Source organism: Desulfovibrio sp. (assembly GCF_019424165.1).
GTDB lineage: Bacteria > Desulfobacterota > Desulfovibrionia > Desulfovibrionales > Desulfovibrionaceae > Desulfovibrio.
This window is the reverse complement of record NZ_JAHZAA010000001.1, coordinates 1-20,457: the sequence shown is the minus strand read 5'-3', so window position 1 is coordinate 20,457 and position 20,457 is coordinate 1. Positions and strand designations below refer to the sequence as shown.

The following is a 20,457-nucleotide window of genomic DNA, read 5'->3' as shown; positions in this document are numbered from 1 at the left end:
GTTTCTAGATACTACAAAGGGCGTTCCCGTGGGGGCGCCCTTTTTTATTGTGATGCCAGGTAGTTGTGCTTGGGAAGGTTTGGCGTTGCACCGCCTGCTGCCCGGCATTCCGGTTTATACGGGCTTTTTTACCAGTGGAAAGAGGAAGCCATGTCGTTTACAGTCAGCTAAACCACATTGCTGATTCCTGTCACCTGCTAACGCCATTGCTGCGGTTTCGGGCCATTGGCCGCGCCGCGCATGATGGGCCGTGTAAAAATTATGAACAGCCTCAGTCTTGCTACATTGATGACCGTGCTGGACACTCTGCCCAATGCCGTCTTTGTCAAGGATGCCGACCTGTGTTTTACGTTCATCAACAGGGCGTATGAAAAAATGTTCGGCGTCAGCAGAAAGGATATTTTGGGAAAAACTGTTCTGGATCTGGAATACCTCCCGGAAGAAGACAGGAAAATGTACCAGGCTGAAGACGAAGAGATGATTCGTCGGCAAGAGGTGAGTCACCACGTGCACAGTTACCTGTTTGCAGACGGCAAGGAGCATACCTGTCTTTACTGGAGCGGCGGTTTTGAAGACGAAAACGGCGTGCGCGGCCTTTTGGGCGTTATTGTGGATATTGCGGAGCAAAGCCACACCATAGACGCGCTGCGCAGCCAGCTTGATTCTATGATCACCAGGGTCAGGCAGGCCGATGAAAGCAGCCTGACAGACGCGCTTACCGGCCTGTATACCCGCAAATATCTGGACATGGTGCTGGAACGGTACACCCGGCTGGAGAAAAAGATTTTTTGCTGCATCATGCTGGATGTGGATCACTTCAAGCAGATCAACGACAGTTTCGGCCACCTTGTGGGTGACAGTGTGCTGAAAGATGTGGCGAAGATTATTCGCCGTTGTATGCGTGAAATGGATACGGTATGCCGGTATGGCGGCGAAGAGTTTGTGGTGCTGATGCCCGGCAGCCTTCTGGAGCAGGCCGAGCAGGCTGCGGAAAGAATTCGCAGGGCTGTTTGCGGCGTGATACGCGGGCCTGACGGCCAGCCTGTGACAGTCAGCCTCGGATGCAGCGAATACGAAATGAATGAAGACGCCCTGCGGGTTCTGCACCGGGCAGACAAGGCCCTGTATGGCGCCAAGCGCTCCGGGCGCAACCGGGTATGGGTGGCGCGACGTAATCCGGTTGCTGCCGTACATGCAGGGTCCGCGTGCCGCTAGAGCCGTTACCGCTTCAAATGATTGCTCAACGGTCGGCCAGGTCCCCTACAGTCATTTGGCTACAAAGATTTGAAGACAAATCCTTATAGAGCATTCCACGTGTGAAGCACTCCAACCACTGTATGCCGTTTGCCGCCGAGGTGTTTTTCTGTGCGCGCTTCTGTTTTGCCCGGGCCGGTTCCCGGCCTGAGGAATGTCCCGGCAGGGGCTGTGCGGGCCTGGCATAAAACATGCCCGGCCTTAAAAAGACCGGGCTGTCATATGCGGGCTGTGCCGCTGCTTGTGAAAACAGGCGGCCTTGTCGCTGCCGCTATTCGGCAAACAGGGTTTTTTGCAAAAAATCATCAACTTTGGCGTTATTGCCCTTGATGGAGTCGTAGGCGGCCTGAAGCGCCTCGGGCCATTCCTTGTCACCGGCGTCACTCATGAACATCATGACGTAATCAGCATCGCCGATCACATCCACATTGGCCGCAACGGTCCCGGCCTTGGCGGTAAAACTCCAGCCGCCGTCCTCGGTGGCTATGGGGGCCGAACCTTTGAGCTGTTGTGCAAGTCTGGCGGCAAAGTCCTTGTCCGAAAGGTTCCCGGCCTCGCCTCTGGTAAAGACGGCGATGGTAAAGAAAATCTCGGGCGTGGCCCTGACAGTGACCTTGCCCTCACGCTCTTGCACGGTACATGCGGCAGGCACGTCCATGCTGAAATGGGCAAACTTCATCTCCTTGGCCAGGGCAGGGCACGAAAGGGCCAGAAGCGACAGGCAGAAGAGGGGAAGCAGGAAAAATCTGTTCAACATGGTGATCTCCTGTGTATGATCCTCGATGCGTGAGAAATTCTCACGGGCCTGTCTGTTTGTCCATAAAAAAGTAGCGTCAGGGCAGGAGGATTTTCGCGGCTAGCGCGGCGCAAGAACCTTTTGCACCAGGCTGTCCAGCGCCGGTGTTTTGCCCTTGATGGAATCAAGAGCGCCCTTTATGTCTTTGGGCCAATCCGCCCGGTTCTGGTCGGTAAAAAGCTCCACCACATGCTCGTCATCCCCCATGACAAGAACGTCAAAGGGAACCACAGCCACCTTGACTATGAAGGTCCAGGCGTTTTCACCTGCCTGGCTTACAGGCCCGCCGTTGATGGAGCGGGAAAGCTTCTGGGCGTGCTCTTCAAGGCTCGTGTCTTTGTCACGCTCGACAATATTTATGGTAAAAAAATGGTCGTCGTCATCCACCACAAACACCGCCCCGTCGCGTGTCATAAAGTGGCATGCATCGGGGATGTCGGCGCTTATGAAGGCCAGGTCATAGGTTTTGGCGGCCACAGGGGCGGCAAAAACGGTCAGGCACAGGGCCAGCAGGGAAAAAACAAAACGTGGGTACATCATCGTTCTCCAGGGCGCGGGGCCGGGTCTGGGCTGAAACAGTCTTGAACACCTGCACCACACGGCCACGGGCGTTCGTTGTGCCGCACGACAGCGAAAGTGCCGGTTGCGGCGAGGGGACGGCAATGGTTTTGGCAGACGCCGGCAGGCCTGCAAGACACGCTGTTTCACAGGCGGCAAGGCCGTTGCCTTTTTCTTTTTCCCCGCTGTAAAAGGGCGGGAGCCTGCCGGTGGCGTGCCTGACGTATGCTGCCGTTGAACGGTCTGTATTCCCAAAGGCTGCAAGACGTTCACGCTGGTGCTCAGGTGTGCGGCCCCACGCTTTGCGCAGCCAATGTCTGTCACGCACCGTCAGGGCAGTGGTAACGCGGCCTTGCCCTAAAACTGGTACAGAAAGGCCGGGGTTTGCGGACCGGCATGGGCGTTGCCGCCCTGCGCAAGGCCCGCAAGAGAGGCCAGCCCGCCCAGGGCGTCGGCCTCAGGCCCGAGCACAGCGCCAAGCATGACCCGCAGCCCGCGTCCAAGCAGGCCGTCTTCCCGCGGGCGGGTCAGCAGCTTGCGCCCGGCAGGCACGCCGGTTTTTTGCGCCAGCCAGTCGAGGGCCTGCCCGCGCCCGCCCAGTTCGTCCACAAGGCCCAGTCCCAGGGCTTCCTGCCCGGTGTAGACCTTGCCGTTGGCGAGCTTGAGCGCCCGTTCGCGGGGCATGCCGCGCCCCTGGGCCACAATGTCCACAAACTGGTCATACATGTTGGTAAGCACGCCCTGAAAATAGGCGCGCTGCTCGGCCGTCATGGGCCGCATGTAGGAGGCGGCGTCCTTGTACTGGCCGACCACAAGGGTTTCCTGTCCCACACCGACCTTGTCCATAAGACCCTGCAACTGCGGCACGTCCATGCGCACGCCGATGGAACCGGTAACCGTGGAAGGATTGGCGAATACCCGCTGGCCGGCCATGCTGACCATCAGCCCGCCGGAGGCCGCCATAGACCCCATGCTGACGGCCACGGGCATTTTTTGCGCCAGATTTTTCAGGGCATCATATATTTCCTGCGAGGCCGCTGCCCCGCCGCCGGGCGAATCCACCCGCACAAGCACCCCTTTGACCGACGGATTGCGGGCCACCGTGCGCAACCATTCGAGGGTAGGCTCCACATTCATAATGGGGCCGGTTACGCTGACCAGGGCTATGCGGTCGCCGCCCATAAGGCCGCCGTCCTTGCCCGAGCTTCCGGCCACAAAGCCCAAAGTGCCCAGAACAATCACTATGGCGGCCCAGAACAGTATGGGATGGCGCTTGCGAAAGGGGCGGCGCAGCAGGGTTTTCCACACGGAGGCGGGAATCTGCGCCAGCGGGCAGGCCGCAGCACAGGGGGCTGCGCCTGGTGCGTCCGCCGGGGCTGGGGCCGGGGTTTGCGCCCGGGCAGGCTCTGCCTGCGGGGCCTGCTCATGCGCAACCTTACTGTCGGTGGCGGAGGCGGGAGCGCCTGTCATTGACAGCGGCTCGTCATAGGAAAAGTCTTTATCACTCACGTGGGATCCTTTGCACCCGGCATGGCCGTGTTGTCTGTTTTGCCGTGACGCGCACACACCCGCAGGCTGCAAGGCAGCAAAAACGTTTGTCTGCCGGGCGGGCGTTGTGGGGCAGGCATGCGCCAGTTGGGGCATGCGGGCTGTCCGGGCATTTGTGTGGCGAACGCCTGCGGGACGTAAAAGGCGTCTCGCAGGCATTTCGCGGCACGGCATCAGATCCGTGCCGGGGTTCTGGGCAAACGCGCCCTACTGTTTGGGCTCCATAGCTTCAGGCCACATCTGGGCAGCCTGCTCACGCAGCTTGTATTTTTGTATCTTGCCGCTGGCAGTAAGGGGAAAGCCACTTATCACTGCGACATACTTTGGTATCTTGAACCAGGCGATTTTGCCGCGGCAGAAAGCCCGCACGTCTTCCGGGCCAATTTCCACGCCGGGGCGGGGAATAATGAAGGCCGCCACCTCTTCGCCATACTTGAAACTTGGCACAGCCACCACCTGCACGTCCAGCACGCCGGGCATGCCCATGAGGTATTCTTCTATTTCGCGCGGGTAGACGTTTTCTCCACCCCGGATAATCATATCCTTGATGCGGCCCGTGATGCGCAGGTAGCCGTTTTCATCCATAACGCCAAGGTCGCCGGAATGCAGCCAGCCATCAGGGCTGACGGCGCGGGCCGTGTCTTCGGGCATGTTATAGTAGCCCTTCATGACATTATAGCCCCGGCAGAGAATTTCGCCCACCTGGCCTCGCGGCAGTTCTTCGCAGGTTTCGGGGTCGGCCACGCGCACCTCGATGCCGGGCATGGCGCAGCCCACGGTTTCGCAGCGCAGTTGCAGGCTGTCGTGACTGTCGGACTGGGTCATGACGGGCGACCCTTCCGTAAGCCCGTAGCAGATGGTGATCTCTTTCATGTTCATGTCTTCAATGACGCGGCGCATGAGCGGCTCGGGGCAAACAGAACCGGCCATGATGCCTGTGCGCAGGCTGGACATGTCAAAACGGTGAAAGAGCTTGTGCTCCAGTTCCGCCAGAAACATTGTGGGTACGCCGTACAGGGCCGTGCAGCGTTCGGAATCCACCGCAGCCAGCACCTTGAGCGGATTGAAGGACTCAAGGATCACCATGGTGGCCCCGTGGTTGACGCAGGCCGAAACACCCAGCACGCAGCCGAAGCAGTGAAAAAGCGGCACAGGCAGGCAGACCCTGTCTTCAGGGCCGAAGTTCTGGTGGCGTCCTATCCAGTAGCCGTTCAGGCCCACGCCCACATGGGTAAGCATCACCCCGCGGGGAAAGCCCGTGGTGCCCGATGTATACTGCATGTTGATGACATCCCAGGGGTGCAGTGAATCCTGCCGGGCCTTGTATTCTTCGTCATCCACCATCACCGACAGGGAGAGTATCTCCGGCACGGAATACATGCCCCGGTGTTTTTCCATGCCCAGAAAGCATACGCGCTTCAGGTGCGGCAGGCTGCTGCACACAAAGGACCGCCGGGCCTGTACGCGCAGCTCGGGCGCGATGCGGTACAGGGTTTCCAGATAGTCATGGTCGCGCACGCTGTCGATCAGAAAAATATTTTCGCATTCCGAATGGGTAAGCAGGTAGCGCAGCTCGTGCTCGCGGTAGTTGGTGTTTACCGTGATCAGAATGGCCCCGATCTTGGCCGTGGCAAACTGCAGGGCCACCCAGTACGGCACGTTGGTGGCCCATACGGCCACTTTTTCGCCTTTCTGAATGCCCATTGCCATCAGCCCTTTGGCGAAGCGGTCCACCATATCGCCAAATTCCCGCCAGGTCTGGCGGTAATCGCGGTCGGCGTAAACAAGGGCTTCCCTGTCGGGGAACCGGCTTACCGTATGGTCAAGAATCTGGCCCAGCGTCCATTCGCGCAGTTCAAACTGGGCCTGGCGCTGGCGAACTTTTTCTTCCATATTTTCTCCTGTGCCTTGGCGGGGCAGATGCGTTTTCGCCGTGAGACCACCCGAAAAACAGGCGCGTCACGGGCTGGAGCGGCTTTGCCTTGATGATGCCGTCCGGCGGCGGGCAAAACCCGCCTGCGTCAGGCCCTGTCTGCTGCCGGGCTGGAGGCAGGCGCGTTCCCCATGCTGTGGCGGGCGCCCTGTTTCGTTCAGGGGGCGCCCGAAAACCGCACGTTGCCCGTGCGGCTGCCTAGGGGTTGTAGGCCACGGCCAGAATTTCCACCGGTTCGTCGCCTGCTGCACCCACATAATGGGGAACGATGGAATTATAATAGATGGTTTCACCGGGTTTGAGCACGTGGTTTTCACGTCCGTAAACAACCAGCAGCTCCCCCTTGAGCACCAGAATGAATTCTTCGCCCTGATGCGAACTGGTTTTGCGTTCGCCGCTGTCGGGGAAAATGCGGATGTGAAACGGCTCCATGTTGCGGTCGTTCTTGCCCTTGCCCAGGGGCTGGTACGTATAGCTCGGGCGCGGGATGCGGCCTGTGTGCAGGGCTTCTTCACCTTCGCACGAATTGTGAATGCAGCCCATGATGGGGTCGCGGGTGAACTGGTCGTCCAGAAACGTTCCCAGGCGCACGCCAAGGGCGCGGGCCACCTTTTGCAGGGGACCGATGCTCGGATAGATGGTGTCGCTTTCAAGCTTTTGCAGGTAGCACTGGTCCAGGCCGGTATTCTGGGCCAGGGTTTCGAGGTCGACCTCGCGCTCTTCGCGAAAGGCACGAATACGCGAACCGATGGTACGGGCAGCGGGCATGGCAGGCTCCTGGCTGTAAGCCCGGCGCAACGGTTATGCGCCGTCCGGGCGTTTTTTTGATGGTGCAATGAAAAAAAGCGGTACTCCGCCCGGCCTGGGGCTGTTTCCGGTCATGGCTCTGCATCGGCAGGGGGAAAGGCCAGGTCCCTCTGGCAGCGGGGATATGCTTTTGTGGTGCGCGGCTGTAGATAACGCCCCGCTTTGACACAGTTGCCGTGCAAAAGGAATATGTGAAAAAGACCCTAGCGAAAAGCCTCGTAAGCCGCAAGGGCTGCGGTATTGTTCCCCTTGCCGCCGGAGGCAGGGCCGCGCGCGTGCAAGGCACGCGCGCGGCAGACTGTTTTGTACCGCAGGTGGCGGGCCAGCGGGCGATTTTGCGCCGCGCACGGCAAAAGGCGGCACGCCGCAGCACGTTGCGGCAACGGGATCATGCCGTGTGAACCGGGCTGCGCCGGGTCCGTTGCAGAAAACACTTCCGACCCTGCTGACAGCCCGGGGCTTGTGCGTTACTCTTGCCGCATGAGCGAGAAACAGATGATACGGCGCGCCTTTGTGGCTTCCGGCCAGGTTCAGGGGGTGGGTTTTCGCCCTTTTGTCTACAGGCTCGCCCACGAGGGCGGCCTTACAGGAGCCGTGGGAAATACTTCGGACGGCGTGCGTATGGAAGTGCAGGGCCTGCCGGAAGAGGTGGAACGCTTCGGCGTGCGCCTGCAAAAAGAACTGCCGCCGCTGGCACGCCTGACTGCGCTGCGCCGTGAAGATATGGCTGCCCTGCCCGGCGAGGCGGCTTTTGCCATTGTGGCAAGCGACGGGCATGCGGGCCACAGCGTGCTTGTCAGCCCGGATGTGGGCATTTGCGGCGACTGCCTGGCCGACATGGCCGACCCGGAAAATCCGCGCCACAACTACGCATTTACCAACTGCACCAATTGCGGTCCCCGTTATACCATCACTCGCTCCATTCCTTATGACAGGGCCGTCACGTCCATGAGCTGTTTTCCTCTTTGCCCGCGTTGCGCCGCCGAATACGGCAATCCCGCGGACAGGCGTTTTCATGCGCAGCCCATTGCCTGCCCCGACTGCGGGCCGCGCCTGTGGTTTGTGGACAAGGCCGCGGCAATGGCGGGGCGTACCGGCATAGAGCATTTCCGGGCGGATTGCGGCCTTGCAGGGCCGGAGGCTTGCAGCGGGCCGGATGCGGATAGCACGCATGTTCATGACTGTGCGGATGCTGCCCCCCGTGCGGGTCTTCCCGGCGCGGAAGCCGCCGCCCGTGAGGCTCTCCGCCGTGCCGGGCGCGTGCTGCTTGACGGCGGCATTCTGGCCTTCAAGGGGCTGGGTGGTTTTCAACTGGCCTGCGATGCCCGTAACGAGCGCGCCCTGGCCCTGCTGCGCGAGCGCAAGAACCGTCCGCACAAGCCGCTGGCTCTTATGGCGGACTGTCTTGAGACGGTACGCGCATTTTGCGACCTCAGCCCGGAGCATGAGGCCCTTCTGACCAGCCCGGAAAAGCCCATTGTGCTTTGCCCGCGCCGCGCGGCCAAACCCCGCGCCCCGTATGATACGGACGGTGTGGATGACCTGAATGGCCCGGGGGGGCCGGGGGAAACGGCCGGCACTGGTAGCGCGGATGGCGCGGGTACACCCGATGGCCCGGAACTGCCGTTTCTGGTGGCTCCTGATGTGGGTCAGGTGGGCGTCATGCTGCCCAACACCCCTCTGCACAGTGTGCTTTTTGCCTGGCTGAAGGCCCATGCGCCAGTACCGCCTGTGCTGGTCATGACTTCAGCCAATGCCGGGGGCGAACCCATCTGCCTCGGCAACCGTGAGGCCGTTGCGCGTCTTGCAGGCCTTGCCGATGCCTGGCTTCTGCACGACAGGGACATTCTGGTGCGCGTGGATGACAGCGTGATCAGCCTGCGCCCGCGGGCCGACGTTGTGGATGAAAACGGGCCGCCGCACAGGGCCGCGCCGTTTTTTTACCGCCGGGCGCGCGGCTATGTGCCTCGACCGGTTTTTCTGGCTGATGGTGGCGAAAAGGCTGACGGCGGGCCGTCCGGCGCGTCCGGGTGCAATGACGCCGCCTGTGTTTTTGGCGCAGGGGCCGAACTCAAGGCCACCATCTGCCTGACGCGGGGCAACGAAGCCTTTGTGGGGCAGCATGTCGGCGATCTGGAAAATCCCGCCACCCTGGCCTTTTACGAAGAAGTGGCGACCCATATGGAAAAACTGCTGGAGGTGCGGCCCAGTGCGCTGGTCTGTGACCTGCATCCGGACTTTCTTTCTACCCGTTATGCCGAAGCGCGCGCCGCTCGCGACAATATCCCTTTGTGGCGCTTGCAGCACCATGCGGCCCACGCGGCTTCGGTACTGGCCGAAAACGCCTGCTTCGGCCCGGCGCTGGCATTGTGCCTGGACGGCACGGGCCTTGGAGACGATGGAACCATATGGGGCGGCGAACTGCTGCTGATGCAGCTTGATACGCCCCAATGGCAGCGTGTGGGCTGTCTGTCGTCCTTTGCCCTGCCCGGTGGAGATGCGGCCGTGCGTGAGCCGTGGCGTATCGCGCTGGCTCTCGGGCAGCAAGCGGCTGAAGCCGGGCATTGCCTGCCGGAAGACGTACAGGCGGCAGCGCCCTGGCTGGCCGGGTACGCGGCTGCCGCGCGGGCGGTGGAAGAAATGCTGGCACGGCAGATCAACTGCCCCGCAACCTCAAGCTGCGGCAGGCTTTTTGACGCCGTTTCCGCCCGGCTTGGCCTGTGCCTGTGCATTACCTATGAGGGGCAGGCGGCCATTCGGCTTGAAGATGCGGCCCTGCGTGCCGGGGGTGCTCTGGGTGAGGTTATGGCGGGTCGTATGGAAGACCTGCGCCGTGTGGCGGAACTGGTCTGGCCCGTGGGCATGGCCTTTCGCAGCGGTCTGCTCACGCTGGACAGCGCCGGGCTTTATGCGCGTGTGGTTCAGGCTGCGATGGACGGCATGCCTGTGGAAGAGGTCGCAGCGCGTTTTCACCTGAGCCTGGCGGCAGCCTTTGCCAGCATGACCGGCCGTGCCGCGCGTAAGCGCGGCGTGGGGGTGGCGGCCCTGAGCGGCGGGGTCATGCAGAACGGCATTATGGCCCGTCTTTTACCCTTTCTGCTGGAGCGGCAGGGGCTGGAAGTTCTGTGCCATCATGAACTGCCGCCCGGTGACGGGGGCTTGTCTCTGGGGCAGGCCGTGTGGGGAAGGCGGATGCTGGCGGCCGGGGCTCGAATGGAAGCAGGAGCATAAAGCGCGGTACGGCAGGGGGTTGCCGTGCGAAGCACTGCCCCTGCTGCCTGGGCCATTTCAACCTTGCACTGTTCCGCTTGCAACTGTTCTGGCTGCAACTGTTCTGGTTGCAACTGTTTTGGCGGACGTGCAGGCAGGCATCCACCCCGGCGGCGCAAGGCTTCAGTCGTTGCTCAAAAGGCTTACGAAACAAGCCGCAGTGTCCGGCAATGTGTGATAATCGCTCTGGCGTGCGCCATCGTGAGAGACAGAACTCGTTGAAGAGGCCAGCCTCAGCGTGAAAATGCGCTATTTGAATCCCGCCAGGGCGCGCCCCTGTTTGAGGCCCACCCGCCCCAGGGGCAGGTCGCGCCACCACAGTGCCGCCTCCCGCCCCTGAAGGCCCGTCTGGCGGCTCTGGCCGCTGAGCAGGGCCGAAATATCAGAAATATCTTCAAGAATCAGGCTCTTTTCCCGGTCAGGCTGCGGCATCATGAGGGTGCGCAGGCGCGGGGCCGCATCCAGCTTGCCGCCGTTGAACTTGCCGAGCAGTGCGCCCTGCCATGCGCAGTCCGGCGGCAGTAGCGCGGCGGCCTGTTCCGGGATGAAGCGCACATGCTCGCCGTACAGCATGGCTTGCCCCGGCGGCAGCAGGTCCGGATCGCATGTGGGGCCGTGAAGGCATGACCGTGGCAGGGGCGTGCCTGCCGGGACACGGTTGCCCGTGCGCGCGTCCGGGCGGCGGCCATTTTTGCTGCGCGCTGTTCTTTCGTTCGGAGACGGCCCTGCCGCCTCTCCTGCGGCACCGCTGGCAGGCCCGGAGCACGCCGCCCGCTCAGCCTCCGGTTCCCTGTGACCGGAAGACGCATTTTCGGGCTTGCGCAAAAGCGCCACATAAAAACCCTGGGCCTGGGAACGCGCGCCGTCTACCCGCAACGTGCCTTCGCCGCCGGGCAGTTCTTCCCATACAAAACCGGGGAACGGGGTGATGTGTTCACGCACAAGCCCCAGATATTCTTCGGCAAAGCGTACCTGATCTTCATTTTCAGCCACATTGGTGGTGCAGGTGGAAAAAACCATGCGCCCGCCGGGGGCCAGCAGGCGTTCTGCATGGCGCAGCAGGCGGCGTTGCAGGCTTGTGAGGTTGTCGAGCTTGTCGCCCTGCCAGAGTTTGAGCACCTGTGGATTTTTTTCCACTGTTCCCCATCCCGAACAGGGAGGGTCCAGCAGGATGTTTTTCCACGAGCCGGGGCGCAGGGGCAGGGCGTCGCCACTGTAGGAGCAGGTTCCTGTATGGATGAAGCCGCATTGGTGCATGTTGGCCCGCAGTGTCGCCAGCCGCGACGGGGAAGGCTCGTTGCCGAGCACAAAACCGGTGCGACCCACAAGCTGGGCCAGAAAGCCCGTTTTGCTGCCGGGGCTGGCGCACATGTCCAGCACGGCCGAGCCTGTCTCCGGGGCCAGCGCCAGGGGGGGCAGCATGGAGGAACGGTCCTGGATATAGATGTAGCCGAAAAAAGCCGCCAGTGAACTGCCCAGCGGGCGCGGCTCCGCCACGAGGCGGCGGCACAGGGGAGAAAAAGGCTCGGCTTCAAACTCATATCCCTGGGCGCGCAGCAGGGCTTCCACCGAGGCGGTGTGCGTGTTTTTGCAGATAATACGGAACGAACGGACGGCAGTTTTTTGCATGGACGGCATAGTATGGAGATGTGATTTCAGCCGCAAGCGGTTTTTTATGCCTTTGTCCGCGCTGGTGGCGACTGCCCCGGCTTAGATATTGCGCGGCGCGTCAAGTGCGCGTATAGTGGGTGGATGTGGCGGCCGTGCCGGTTTCGCCCATCCGTGCCCGCGTGGCGCGCTCAAGGGTGCGCCTGCTTTTGTGTATTTTTCGCTGGCGGGCTGCGGGAACCTCTGACCGGTTTTTTGGCCTTTTGGCCGCATGCGGCCTTTCCGCGTGACGCCGTCCGCCCCGGATGGCCCCATTTGCGGAAATGCCCCGCCTGCCGGAAGCGAAAAACGCCTGGTCGGCGCTTCCCTTATTTTACCGGGCATCTTGCCAGATGCCCAAGGAGAACGGAATGAAATTCGCCATGCGACTGACTTTTGCGGTCTGCCTTGCGCTGTTCGCCGCCGGGCTGGCCACGACAACGCAGGCGGCGGCCAGAAGTGCCGTTGTGCTGCCCTTCACGGTCAATGCGCCGCAAAGTTACAGCTATCTTTCCAAGGCCGTTCCGGCAACCATTCAGGGCCGCCTGAACCGCCCCGGTGTGCTTGATGTACGCTCCGTCCAGGGCAAGGCCTCCTCACAGGCCGAAGCCGCCAAGGCCATGAATTCCGCCGGTGCGGGTCACGCCATCTGGGGTTCTGTCAACGTGATGGGCAACGAGTGCACCATTGAAGTCAATAGCGTGGACAAGGCCGGCAAAACCTGGAGCAAGACCGCCCAGAGCACGGTAAGCGGCCTGACCGGCGCGGTGCAGACCCTGAGCGCCGCCCTGGGGCAGGAAGTTTTTGGCATTGCAGGCGTGCGCGCGCCCGGCAGCACGGCTGCCGCAGGGCCGCGTGGCGGCAGTGTCGCTCCCGGGGGCGACATCATTACAAATGAAACCGGCCAGCAGCAGATGTACCTGAACCCGCAGTTCCGCTATCAGGGGTCGGGAGCCAGCGACGGCTCGCGCCTGCGCAGCCAGCGTCTGCCCTTTACCATGGTCAGCATGGCCGTGGGCGACTTTAACGGCGACGGCAAGAACGAAATCGCCCTGCTGAGCGAAAATCACCTGCGCATCTATATGTGGGACCATGACGGCAAGCTCAAGCTTTTGGGCGAAACCCTCATTTCGCGTTCCAACAAAAACTTTTCTATGAAGGCCATCGACCTCAATCGCGACGGCTCTATGGATCTCGTGGTCGCCACCTTTGAGGACGACAGCAACCGCCCCTACAGCTATTTTTACAGCTTCAAGGGCAACAAGTTCACCCAGGTGGCCGAGCGCATTCCCTATTTTGTCAGCGTGGTGCGCCTGCCCCCCACCTTCACGCCCACCCTCGTGGGTCAGGGCTGGGATTCGCTCAAGCTTTTTGCCCCCGGCGTGTACTCAATGGTGAAAACCGGCGGCAAGTACACTTTCGGCGCGCGGCTTGACCTGCCCACCGGAGCCACCGTCTTTAACGTGGCCTGGCTGCCGGGCGGCAGAAGCGGCAAGGGCGATCAGCTTGTCATGCTTACTGATGATGAGCGGCTCAAGGTTTTTCAGGGCAATGGCAATACCCTTGTCCATACCACCATGGAGCGCTTCTCCGGCTCCTCCACCGGCATGGATCACTATAAGGGCATGCCCGGCCTCGGCGTAGACAAGAACTACCAGCTGCCGAGCAAGTACTATGCGCCCATGAACCTTATTGCTGCGGATATCGGCCACACCGGCGAATACGTCATGCTGGTCAACAAGCCCATCTCCACAGCTTCGCAGATGTTTGACCGTTACCGCTACTTCCCGCAGGGCGAAATCCATGCCCTGTACTGGGACGGCGTGGGCCTCGGCCTCAAGTGGAAGACGCGCCGCATTCGTGGTTCCGTGGCGGCAGTGGACCTGGCCGACGCCACCAACAACGGCGTTCTTGACCTTGTGGTGGGCCTGAATACCTCGCCCGACCTCGGCATTGGCAGCCGCCAGTGCATGATTACGGCGTACCCGCTGGACGTGTCGGCCACGGACCCCAACACCCCTGCGGATATGAGCGATTTTGAGGTAAGCCCCAACTAGGCGTTTATGGGCGCGGGCGGCCCACGCGCACTGCGGCGGGCAGCCCGCCCCCGGTAAGGCCCCTTTATGGGGCTTTACTTTTCATCAGCACACGGCAAGGAGTGAGCATGCGCATCCTGGTAATAGGATCCGGTGGGCGGGAACACGCCCTGGTCTGGAAATTCATGCAAAGCCCCGGTGTGAGCGCGGTTTTCGTCGCTCCCGGCAACGGCGGCACCAGCAGGGAAGGCGCGGTCAACGTGCCTGTGCCTGTGGATGATCTGGACGGCCTGGTTGAACTGGCCCGCAGGGAAAAAATAGACCTTGTGGTTCCCGGGCCGGAACTGCCGCTGACTCTGGGCATTACCGACCGCATGCGCGAGGCGGGCATCGCCTGTTTCGGGCCGGACAGCTACGGCGCGCGGCTTGAAGGCAGCAAGGCCTTTGCCAAGGAGATCATGGCGCGGGCCAAGGTTCCCACAGCCCAGAGCGCCGTGTTCAGCGATGTGGAAATGGCCAGAAACTATGTGGCAAAGGTGGGCGGCCCCCTGGTGGTCAAGGCCGATGGCCTGGCTGCTGGCAAGGGCGTCATCATGGCTGCCGATTCTCAGGAAGCCCTGCAGGCCGTCAACGACATCATGAGCGCCCGCGCCTTTGGCGCCGCAGGCGACCTTGTGGTGCTTGAGGAATGCCTTGTGGGCGAAGAGGCTTCTTTTCTCTGCCTGTGCGATGGCGAACGCGCCGTTCCCCTGCCTTCGGCGCAGGATCACAAGCGTGTTTTCGATAATGACGAAGGCCCCAATACCGGCGGCATGGGCGCATACAGCCCGGCCCCCATTTTGCCCGACAACATGCTTGAAGAAATGGCCGACCTTACCGTGCGGCCCATTCTGCGCGAGCTTGCCAAGGACGGGCATCCTTTTGTGGGCGTGCTCTATGCCGGGCTTATGATGACCGCGAACGGCCCCAAGGTGCTGGAATACAACGTGCGTTTCGGCGATCCGGAGTGCCAGCCCATGCTCATGCGGCTTGAGGGCGATCTGCCCCGCATCATGCTTGACTGCGTGGAGGGCAGGCTTGACCCCGCAAGCATCGGGCAAAGCGATAAAACGGCCCTCGGCGTGGTTATGACGGCCAAGGGCTACCCGGGCGCGTACTCCAGGGGGCTTGCCATTGCGGACACTGAAGAGGCCGACAGTCTGCCCGGCGTCAAGGTTTTTCACAGTGGTACAACCCTCAAGGATGGTGCGCTGGTGTCCAGCGGCGGCCGTGTGCTTTGCGTTACGGCGCTGGGGAATGATCTTGAGGATGCGAAAAAAGCCGCCTATGCCGCTGTGGAAAAGGTACGCATGACCGACGGCTTTTACCGCACAGACATCGGGCAGAAGGGCATCAACCGTCTGAAAAGCGTAAAATAGCCGGGGCGTAACCCACGTCAGCCGTTTCAGGCGTTGCCCAAAGACGCGCGGTGTGGCTGCAACGCGGTCTGTTTGCGCTGCCGCGCTGCGCGTGCGTCTTGAAGACTTCCGGATGTATATTCCAGTGGTATACAGCCTTGGCGGAGAAAACGGCTTTACGCTCCGGGGCAGTCTGTCCGGGCGCTGCGCGCAGCCATATGAAAATAAACCATCGCCGCACAAAAACGCTGCGGGCGCAGTGCGCCGGAGCGGGCAGCAAGCAGAGGATATTATATCATGGCTCAAGTGGTTATATTGATGGGCTCACAGTCTGATGAAGACAAGGTCAGCCCCTGTGTTGACGTGCTGAAAAGCCTGGGCATAAGCTGTGTCATCACGGTAAGCTCCGCCCACCGCACCCCTGAACGCACAGAAAAGCTGGTGAGCGAACACGAAGCCGCCGGCGCACAGGTATTTATCTGTGCCGCCGGTATGGCCGCACATCTGGCTGGGGCCGTGGCGGCGCGCACCACACGCCCGGTGATAGGCATTCCCGTGTCCAGCGTGGCCCTTGGCGGTATGGACGCCCTGCTTGCCACTGTGCAGATGCCTCCGGGATTTCCTGTGGCTACGGTGGCCCTGGACAAGGCCGGGGCGCGCAATGCGGCCTGGCTTGCGGCCCAGATTCTGGCCCTGTCGGACGCTGACCTCAGCCGTAAGCTCGTCGCCGCGCGCGTAAAAATGCGCGAAGATGTGGAAAAGGCCGGTGACGAGATCACCCGAAAATATGCCTGAGCCGCAGTGCTGCGGGGTAAGCCTGTTTTGGGGCTTTACGCGTTTTGTATAAAACGGTTTTTACCGCAATGCGTCATGCCGCCGGAAAGTTTCCGGCGGCATGACGCATTTTGAGTACACGCGCATTACGCGCTGCAAGGATGTCGGGTACGGGGCGGAGCCGCTGCCGACCCGGCTCAGGGCAGCAGGCGCGCTGCCTGATAGACCAGTATGGCAAGGCCGAAGGGCAGCACAAGGGAGTAGACAACGACAGCGGCCAGAAGCCCCAATGACCTTGCCTCGCTATACAGTATGCCCACTGTGGAAACGCAGGGCAAAAACAGGCTTTGCGCACACATGAAGGCCAGGGCGCTGGCCTGGCTGACTCCGGCCCGGAGTGTTTCTGCCAGTTGCCCCGCGCTCGTGTCATACAGCACGCCCAGGGTGGCCATGAGGGCCTCCTTGCTGACGCCCGATGCCAGCAGTGCAGTCAGAAGCCGCCAGTCCGCTCCCATAAGGTCGCCCAGGGGCTGAAGCACCCGGCCCATCTGCCCCAGCAGGCTCTGTTCGATATTTGCCGAGGGATAGTATGAAAGAAACCAGAGCACTGCGCTGAAGGCAACGATCAGGGTTGAGGCTTTTTTAATAAAAGCCATGATGTTGCGTGATACATAGCGGGATATTGCCCGGGCATTGGGCCGGTGAAAGTGGGGCAACTCCATAAGCAGGCCGCGCTCGCGGACAGGCGCGGGCATCATTTTTCCCGCCAGCAGGCATACCCCGGCCAGAGTCAGCGTATTGAGTGTCAGCAGGCCAAGCACGACAAGGATGGCGGCAGTGGGGGTGAACAGCCAGGCCGACAGGGTGACCATAACGATAATCTTGGCTGTGCAGGGAACCAGGGGGACTACCAGAATGGTCAACAGCCGCTGGCGGGGATCATCAATGGTTCGGCAGCCCACAATGCCGGAAATATTGCAGGGTATGGCAAAAAGCAGAGGCACAAAGGCCTTGCCGTCCAGCCCCAGGCGGCTCATGGCCCTGTCCATAATAAAGGCCGCGCGGGCCATGTAGCCCACATCATCAAGAACGGCGAAAACCATATAAAAAACAGCCACAAAGGGCAGCATGGCCAGCACAGCGCTTACGCCGTGCCATACGCCTGTGCTCATGGCCGCGATCAGGGGCAGGCCATATGCTTCCAAAGCCAGAATATGGGGCGTGGCCAGTGAAAGCGCCTGTCCCGTCAGGTACGCCAGGGGAAAGCCCACGCCAAAGCCCAGGCAGAGCGCCAGCAGCAGGATGGCTGCCATGATGCACGGGCCGGTGACGGCATGCAGGAACCAGCGGTCCCATGCGGCGGTGGCGCTTTGCCGTGTCAGGGCCTCCCGGCCTTCACGCCCTGTCAGCCGGGCTATCCAGTCCCGTCGGGCCGCGGCGAAGAGCCGTCGGGCCTCGTCGGTGAGCAGCGGGGCAACAAGGCTGCCTGTCAGGGCTTGCAGCCGGGTTGTGCTTTCTCCTTCGCCGCTCATGCTCCGCCAGATGAGGGCCAGCGCAGCCTGTTCGGAAAAACCGTGCTGCTCCTGCAACAGCGTGATGCTTTTTTTAGCTGTTTCGGCCAGGGGCGGGGGCAGGCTTTGCAGAACGCCCACAGGCAGGCGACCTGGTTGCGGGCGGATGTACAGCGACTGCCGGACGGCCTCGCGCAATGAAGCCACGTCTTTTTTGCGGATGGCCGAAAGCGGGACCACCGGCACGCCAAGCATTGCGGAAATTGCCTGTACATCAAGGTAAATGCCGTTTTTTTCAGCCATGTCGGTCATGTTCAGGGCAAGAACCATAGGCCGCTCCAGGGCCATCACCTCAAGAGCGTAGGCGAGGGTACGTTCCGGGCTCAAGGCGCTGGCCACCACCACCGTGATGTCCGGAGCGGCGTGCAGCAAATAGTCAACGGCGATGCGCTCCTCGGGAGAGTGCGCGTGGAGCGAGTAGCTGCCGGGCAGATCCACCACAGAATAGCCGCCCTGGCTCTGCGGAGCGCGGGCCTGTTTTTTTTCTACGGTTTTTCCGGGCCAGTTGCCCACCTCCTGATGCACGCCGGTAAGGGCGCTGAAGATGGTGGACTTGCCGGTATTGGGCTGCCCGGCTACGGCTATCAGTGATTCGGCAATGCTGCTCATGGCGTTTCGTCCGTTGGAGTAATGGTAATGCGCCCGGCGAACTTTTCCGCCAGGGCTACAAAAGTGCCGCAGCACTCCACCACGCGGTTGCCGCCCGGGCGCAGCATGCGCACGGCGCTGCCGGGGCTGATGCCCAGGGCTGCCAGGCGTTCCTGCACATCTGCCGGGCAGTTCACGGACTGGATGATTCCGATCCGGCCGGGTGGGAGGCTGTCCAGAAATTGCCCGGATGCAGCCCGGTGGGCCTGTGCTGCATTGTGCGCGCCATCGCCGCTGGGCATGCGGGCGCAGGCCAGAAAGAAGATGATGAAGAGCAGGTTGTTCCAGCCACCGGCAAGAGGGAGCAGCAACGGTTCCGGCAGGCCTTGCAGCGCCGCGCCGCACAGGAAAAGCGGCAGAGGCGTCAGCAGGGCCATGGCTCTTGGGCAACAGGTGAGGCCGCGCAGCACGGCATAGATGAAGAGCACGCTGGCGCAGGCCATAGGCACGGTGGCCCCCAGGGTGAGCAGGTTGATGTATTCGGCCGTGCGGGCAAGCGTATGCGGGCTGGTGGCTGTGAACGCCAGATGCGGATAGTGGCTGTGATATGCGCCACCGTAGAGCATGGCCATGCAGAACAGCAGAAAGACAAGCCATTGCAGTATCTGGTGGCCTGGGCGCAGCAGCCGGGCAATGCCCAAAAAACCCGCCGCATACAGCAGGCTTGCCAGGGGGCCTATATGGCCCCCGAGCGCAAGTCTGCTGTAAGAAGTCCCGGCCATGGCCGGAGCCAGCCCCAGGGGCGAAAGGTCAGTTGCCCCGCTGCCCGCGTAAAGCAGCATATCGCCTGCGTACATAAGTGCCGCGCCCAGTGCGCCAAGGCAGAGGAGCATCTTGCGGGAAAGGGGCTGGATCGCTTTCATGCCGTACCCCTAAAAGCTCAGCCCGCACTGCACGCCCACCATGAGCGGCTCTCCGGCACGTTTGGAGCGGCCGAAGGCCGTGGTGGCGTAGCGCTGGTCCAGCAAGTTTCTGCCATAAAGAAACACGTCCCAGTTGTCTTTCTCGTAGCCGATTTTGGCATTGACCAGCGCATAGGCGGGCTGGCGCAGGCTGTTGTCTTCGAGCAGGTATTTGCGCCCGTTGAGGCTGCCGTCCACGCTCATGAAAAAGCCGGAATCCATGCGAAAAACACTGCCCGCGCCAAGGGTGTAGGCATTGGTATAGGGCAGGTTCTGGCCGGAAAGATCCTTGTTGGCATCCTGTTTGAATTCGTCAAACTTATAGTCAAACATGTAGCCCACGCTGGCAAACACCTCCCAGCCGGGCATAAGCAGGGCGCGGGCTTCAACCTCGAAACCTGAGGAATGCGCGCGGCCCGCGTTCATTTTCTGGTAGTTGCTGAACATGCCGGAGGGGGATTCGATATCCACCTGCATGTTGTCCCAATCCACATAAAAGAGTGCGGCGCTCAGTTCCAGGCGGTTGTCCAGCAGCTTTCCCTTGTAGCCCAGTTCGTAGGTGGTGGTATATTCGGGGTCCACCGCATGCTCCACCAGTGATTTTTCCACCATGACGTTGTTGAAATCGCCGGATTTGAAGCCCCGTGCGATGGAGGCGTAAACGCGCTGCCGCTCGGTGAACAGCCAGGCAATGCTGAGCGAGGGAGATACGGCCGTCCAGTCCTTGCTCATGTTCAGGCTGCCGGTGGGCACGCCCATAATGTTGGTCTTGTTTTCCCAGTCGAGGCTTTTGCGTTCATAGTCAAAGCGCGCGGCCCCGGTGATTTCAATCATGGGCAGCGCCCGCCAGATGATCTGGGCAAATGCCGAGGCGATATTGCTGTAAATGGTGGAGTTCTGCTGGGCATGGTCGCCGGGATTCATCCACATCATGCCCGCGTCGTCACCGAAGATGATATCCGTTTTGGTATCGATGCGTTCCGTAAGGCCGAACAGGCCGACCATCCACCGGAAACTGTCCGGACCGCCGTTCAGGCGCAGCTCCTGGCTCAGGGTATTGAAATCTTCGTCATAGGTGGAATACATTGCGTCCACAGATGTGAAATCCCAGTCCTGGAGGTAATTGTAGTTGGAGCGGCTGTAGTTGGTAATGGAGGTAAGGGTTACGGGGCCGAAATCTTTTTCCCAGGTAAGGGTGGGGGCCAGCAGGTATCCGTCGTTATGCCCCCGGCGGTTGCTTTGTGTTTCAAGGCTCAGGCTGCCGTCGGGCGGGCCGTAACTTTCAAAGGCCCCTTCGTACTTGTCGGCGTACATGC

At 61.4% G+C, this 20,457-nt stretch carries 15 protein-coding genes; 6 read left to right on the top strand and 9 right to left on the bottom strand.

The window, feature by feature from the left end:
- The first annotated feature begins 261 nt into the window (after nucleotides 1-261).
- A complete protein-coding gene (locus QZ377_RS00075) occupies nucleotides 262-1,215 on the top strand; it encodes a diguanylate cyclase (protein ID WP_291438412.1) in 954 nt (317 codons plus the stop codon).
- Nucleotides 1,216-1,525: 310 nt separating this feature from the next.
- Here QZ377_RS00075 and QZ377_RS00070 read toward each other — a convergent pair whose 3' ends face one another.
- The 5 genes from QZ377_RS00070 to QZ377_RS00050 all read right to left on the bottom strand — a co-directional run bounded on the left by QZ377_RS00070 (nucleotide 1,526) and on the right by QZ377_RS00050 (nucleotide 6,857).
- Nucleotides 1,526-2,011 (bottom strand): hypothetical protein, encoded by a 486-nt coding sequence (locus tag QZ377_RS00070; protein WP_291438410.1) that lies wholly within the window; start codon nucleotides 2,009-2,011, stop codon nucleotides 1,526-1,528.
- A 99-nt stretch (nucleotides 2,012-2,110) separates the two neighbouring features.
- Complete coding sequence (locus tag QZ377_RS00065; protein ID WP_291438408.1) at nucleotides 2,111-2,590, bottom strand: hypothetical protein; 480 nt, start codon at nucleotides 2,588-2,590, stop codon at nucleotides 2,111-2,113.
- A 375-nt stretch (nucleotides 2,591-2,965) separates the two neighbouring features.
- A complete protein-coding gene (gene sppA / locus QZ377_RS00060; RefSeq protein WP_291438407.1) occupies nucleotides 2,966-4,117 on the bottom strand; it encodes a signal peptide peptidase SppA in 1,152 nt (383 codons plus the stop codon).
- A gap of 246 nt (nucleotides 4,118-4,363) precedes the next feature.
- The gene (locus tag QZ377_RS00055) at nucleotides 4,364-6,049 is read right to left on the bottom strand and encodes an AMP-binding protein (protein WP_291438406.1); all 1,686 of its coding nucleotides are present in this window, start codon (nucleotides 6,047-6,049) and stop codon (nucleotides 4,364-4,366) included.
- 238 nt (nucleotides 6,050-6,287) lie between these two features.
- Nucleotides 6,288-6,857: an XRE family transcriptional regulator gene (locus QZ377_RS00050; protein ID WP_015939326.1), complete on the bottom strand. Its 570-nt coding sequence runs from the start codon at nucleotides 6,855-6,857 to the stop codon at nucleotides 6,288-6,290.
- Between the two features lie 230 nt (nucleotides 6,858-7,087).
- Between QZ377_RS00050 and QZ377_RS00045 the strand changes: the two genes are divergently transcribed.
- Entirely contained in the window at nucleotides 7,088-7,297 is a 210-nt protein-coding gene (locus tag QZ377_RS00045) for a hypothetical protein (RefSeq protein ID WP_291438404.1), read from the top strand.
- A 79-nt stretch (nucleotides 7,298-7,376) separates the two neighbouring features.
- The gene (locus tag QZ377_RS00040; RefSeq protein WP_291438759.1) at nucleotides 7,377-10,127 is read left to right on the top strand and encodes a carbamoyltransferase HypF; all 2,751 of its coding nucleotides are present in this window, start codon (nucleotides 7,377-7,379) and stop codon (nucleotides 10,125-10,127) included.
- A gap of 288 nt (nucleotides 10,128-10,415) precedes the next feature.
- Here the strand turns inward: QZ377_RS00040 and QZ377_RS00035 are convergent, their stop codons facing one another.
- Nucleotides 10,416-11,804, bottom strand: coding sequence for an RsmB/NOP family class I SAM-dependent RNA methyltransferase (locus QZ377_RS00035; RefSeq protein ID WP_291438402.1), 1,389 nt, complete (start codon nucleotides 11,802-11,804; stop codon nucleotides 10,416-10,418).
- 380 nt (nucleotides 11,805-12,184) lie between these two features.
- Here QZ377_RS00035 and QZ377_RS00030 point away from each other — a divergent pair, with 380 nt between their 5' ends.
- From QZ377_RS00030 to purE, 3 genes are all read left to right on the top strand, one after another.
- A complete protein-coding gene (locus QZ377_RS00030) occupies nucleotides 12,185-13,870 on the top strand; it encodes a VCBS repeat-containing protein (RefSeq protein WP_291438401.1) in 1,686 nt (561 codons plus the stop codon).
- 107 nt (nucleotides 13,871-13,977) lie between these two features.
- Entirely contained in the window at nucleotides 13,978-15,267 is a 1,290-nt protein-coding gene (purD, locus tag QZ377_RS00025) for a phosphoribosylamine--glycine ligase (RefSeq protein WP_291438399.1), read from the top strand.
- A gap of 276 nt (nucleotides 15,268-15,543) precedes the next feature.
- Nucleotides 15,544-16,041 (top strand): 5-(carboxyamino)imidazole ribonucleotide mutase, encoded by a 498-nt coding sequence (gene purE, locus QZ377_RS00020; RefSeq protein WP_291438398.1) that lies wholly within the window; start codon nucleotides 15,544-15,546, stop codon nucleotides 16,039-16,041.
- A gap of 176 nt (nucleotides 16,042-16,217) precedes the next feature.
- Here purE and feoB read toward each other — a convergent pair whose 3' ends face one another.
- The 3 genes from feoB to QZ377_RS00005 all read right to left on the bottom strand — a co-directional run.
- Complete coding sequence (feoB, locus tag QZ377_RS00015; RefSeq protein ID WP_291438396.1) at nucleotides 16,218-18,200, bottom strand: ferrous iron transport protein B; 1,983 nt, start codon at nucleotides 18,198-18,200, stop codon at nucleotides 16,218-16,220.
- The gene (locus QZ377_RS00010) at nucleotides 18,197-19,102 is read right to left on the bottom strand and encodes a FeoA family protein (protein WP_291438395.1); all 906 of its coding nucleotides are present in this window, start codon (nucleotides 19,100-19,102) and stop codon (nucleotides 18,197-18,199) included. Before QZ377_RS00010 ends, feoB begins: the two co-directional genes overlap by 4 nt.
- A gap of 9 nt (nucleotides 19,103-19,111) precedes the next feature.
- The coding region (locus tag QZ377_RS00005) for a TonB-dependent receptor (RefSeq protein WP_291438393.1) at nucleotides 19,112-20,457 on the bottom strand (1,346 nt) is incomplete at its 5' end.